The sequence below is a fragment of the Mycobacterium sp. genome (assembly GCF_050701675.1).
Taxonomy (GTDB): domain Bacteria; phylum Actinomycetota; class Actinomycetes; order Mycobacteriales; family Mycobacteriaceae; genus Mycobacterium.
In genome coordinates this window covers 1-3388 of record NZ_JBOGDD010000492.1, presented here as the reverse complement: position 1 = coordinate 3388, position 3388 = coordinate 1, and the positions used below count along the sequence as shown (strand labels likewise).

Here is a 3388-nt window from a genome sequence, read left to right as displayed (position 1 = left end):
GTCATGGCCACCGCGTCGGCCGACCCAGAGGCACGGCGGGAGATGAACGACCCGTACACCCTGACCACGGACCGGGCCGCCGAGCCCGACTTCGGTCACCAGTCCGACACCCCGTGGCGGCGAGGCCGCGAGATCGCCGCCGAACTCGGCGGCATCTGGACGGGGGCCTTCCCCATGGGCGCGCCGAACTCACGCATCGTGCGACGCAGCAACGCCCTGCTGGGTTGGGCCTACGGCCGCAAGTTCCGATACACGGAGAACATGAGTGTGGGTTCCTCGGTCGTGGCACCCGTCGCCGCGGCGGTGGGCACCGCTGTCAACGCCGCCGTCGTCGGTCTTGGCAGCCGGTACTTCGACAAGGTGCCGCGCGGTCTTCTCGAGCGCATCTTGCCCAAGCCGGGAACTGGCCCGAGCGAACGCGCCCGCGAGAACGGCCACTACCGCGTCGAGACGTACACCACGACGACGACCGGCGCCCGCTACCGCGCCACGATGGCGCAGCGGGGCGACCCCGGTTACAAGGCGACCGCGGTGTTGCTTGGGGAGTGCGGCCTGGCGCTCGCCCTCGACCGCGACGCGCTCTCGGACCTCCATGGCGTGTTGACACCCGCGGCCGCACTCGGCGACGCCCTGCTGGCCCGATTGCCTGCGGCCGGTGTGACGCTGGAGACCGAACGCCTCGGCTGAGACGCATCGTCGGGGTAGCGATCGGGTCGAGCGGAACGCCTGTGACACGAGATCGCTGGGACTAGTGTCGCAATCGCGCTCGTGCATTCCAACGATGAAGGTGGACAGGTCATGGCTGGTCTCGACGAACTCTTCAACGAGATTCCCACGAATGAGATTGCAAGCAAGCTCGGTGCCGACGAGGGTGAGGTGAACAGCGCGATCCACACGCTGGTGCCGCTGCTGCTCGGAGGCCTGCAGCAGAACGCCCAGGACCCGGGGCACGCATCCAACATCGAGAACGCGGCGAGTACCCATGCCGCCAGCGGACTGCTCGACGGCGGCGTGAGCGTCGATGCGGTCGACGAGACCGATGGCTCCAAGGCGATCTCCAAGATCTTCGGTGGCAACGACACGGGACAGGTCGCTGCGGCCCTGGCGGGCGGTGGCGCCGGCAACGGCGACCTGCTCAAGAGGCTGCTGCCGATCCTGGCGCCCATCGTGCTCGCCTACATCGGTAAGCAGCTGACGAAGGGATCCGCCCCCGCGGCGTCAGCCGAACCGCAGGCGCAGGCCGCGTCGAGCGGCGGTATCGGCGAGATCCTGGGCAGCATCCTCAGCGGTGCGGCCGGTGGCGGCGGTGGCAACAACAACAACCCGCTGGGCAGCATCCTCGGCAGCGTGCTGGGAGGCGGCCAGGGCGCCGGGGGACTCGGGGACATCCTCGGTGGGCTTCTGGGCGGCAAGAAGTAGCCAGCCGCGAGCAGGCGTAAAAGGCCCTCATTCCGTCTGAACGAGGGCCTTTTACGTCTGCCCGCGAGTTCTTCCTAGACTGTCCGGGTGACCGTCAGCCCGAAATCCGCAGATAGCCCAGGGGTGCAATCCCTACCCAAGTCGTGGGATCCGGCTGCGGTGGAGTCCGAGCTGTATCAAGGCTGGGTCGATGCGGGCTATTTCCAGGCCGACGCCTCGAGCGAGAAGCCGCCGTACTCGATCGTGCTGCCGCCGCCGAACGTGACCGGCAGCCTGCACATGGGCCATGCGCTCGACCACACGCTGATGGACGCCCTGACCCGTCGTAAGCGCATGCAGGGCTACGAGGTGCTCTGGCTGCCGGGGATGGACCATGCGGGCATCGCCACCCAAAGCGTCGTCGAGAAGCAGCTCGCCGTGGACGGCAAGACGAAGGAAGACTTCGGCCGGGAACTGTTCATCGACAAGGTGTGGGACTGGAAGCGCGAATCCGGCGGCACCATCGGTGCACAGATGCGCCGACTCGGTGACGGCGTCGACTGGAGCCGGGACCGCTTCACGATGGACGACGGGCTGTCCAGGGCGGTGCGCACCATCTTCAAACGGCTCTACGACGCCGGGTTGATCTACCGCGCGGAACGCCTGGTGAACTGGTCGCCCGAGCTGGAGACGGCACTCTCGGACATCGAGGTCGTCCACGCAGAGGTCGAGGGTGAGCTGGTCTCCTTCCGCTACGGGTCGATGAACGACGACGAGCCGCACATCGTGGTGGCCACCACCCGGGTGGAGACGATGCTCGGTGACACCGCGATAGCGGTGCACCCCGACGACGAGCGCTACCGCGACTTGGTCGGCAAGACGTTGCCGCACCCGTTCACCGACCGCGAGATGGTCATTGTTGCCGACACCCACGTCGACCCCGAATTCGGTACCGGTGCAGTCAAAGTCACCCCGGCGCACGATCCGAACGACTTCGAGATCGGGCTGCGCCACCAGCTGCCGATGCCGACGATCATGGACGCCAAGGGCAGGATCGCCGATACCGGAACTCAATTCGACGGGATGGACCGCTTCGAAGCCAGGGTGAAGGTGCGCGAGGCACTGGCCGAACAAGGCCGGATCGTCGAGGAGAAGCGCCCGTACCTGCACAGTGTCGGCCACTCCGAGCGCAGCGGTGAACCGATCGAACCGCGCCTCTCCCTGCAGTGGTGGGTCAAGGTCGAGTCACTGGCCACGGCGGCAGGCGATGCGGTGCGCAACGGCGACACCGTGATTCACCCCGCCAGCCTGGAACCGCGCTGGTTCGCCTGGGTCGACAACATGCACGACTGGTGCATCTCGCGCCAGCTGTGGTGGGGCCACCGCATCCCGATCTGGCACGGACCCGACGGCCAGCAGGTCTGCCTGGGGCCCGACGAGACCGCGCCCGAGGGCTGGGTGCAGGACCCGGATGTGCTCGACACCTGGTTCTCCTCGGCGCTGTGGCCGTTCTCGACGATGGGCTGGCCTGACAAGACCCCCGAGTTGGAGAAGTTCTATCCGACCAGCGTGCTCGTCACCGGCTACGACATCCTGTTCTTCTGGGTGGCCCGGATGATGATGTTCGGCACCTTCGTCGCCGGTGACGACGTGGTGGACGCCGGCACCGTGCCGTTCCAGAATGTGTTCCTGCACGGCCTGATCCGCGACGAGTTCGGCCGCAAGATGAGCAAGTCCAAAGGCAACGGTATCGACCCGCTGGACTGGGTCGAGAAGTTCGGCGCCGACGCGTTGCGGTTCACCCTGGCCCGCGGCGCCAGCCCCGGCGGCGACCTGTCCCTGGGCGAGGACCACGCCCGCGCGTCGCGCAACTTCGCCACCAAATTGTTCAACGCCACCAAGTTCGCCCTCATGAACGGTGCCGCCCCGGCGCCGCTGCCCGCGGCCGGTGAGCTGACCGACGCCGACCGGTGGATCCTCGGCCGGCTCG

Annotated in this window: 3 protein-coding genes; all 3 read left to right on the top strand. The window is 67.5% G+C overall.

From position 1 onward, the window contains the following. Positions 1-687, top strand: a 687-nt coding sequence (locus tag ACRDUX_RS14810) for a saccharopine dehydrogenase family protein (protein ID WP_526414778.1), incomplete at its 5' end; no start/stop codon positions are given. Between the two features lie 111 nt (positions 688-798). Beyond that, the gene (locus tag ACRDUX_RS14805) at positions 799-1419 is read left to right on the top strand and encodes a DUF937 domain-containing protein (protein WP_526414777.1); all 621 of its coding nucleotides are present in this window, start codon (positions 799-801) and stop codon (positions 1417-1419) included. A gap of 87 nt (positions 1420-1506) precedes the next feature. After that, positions 1507-3388, top strand: a 1882-nt coding sequence (locus ACRDUX_RS14800; RefSeq protein ID WP_526414776.1) for a valine--tRNA ligase, incomplete at its 3' end; no start/stop codon positions are given.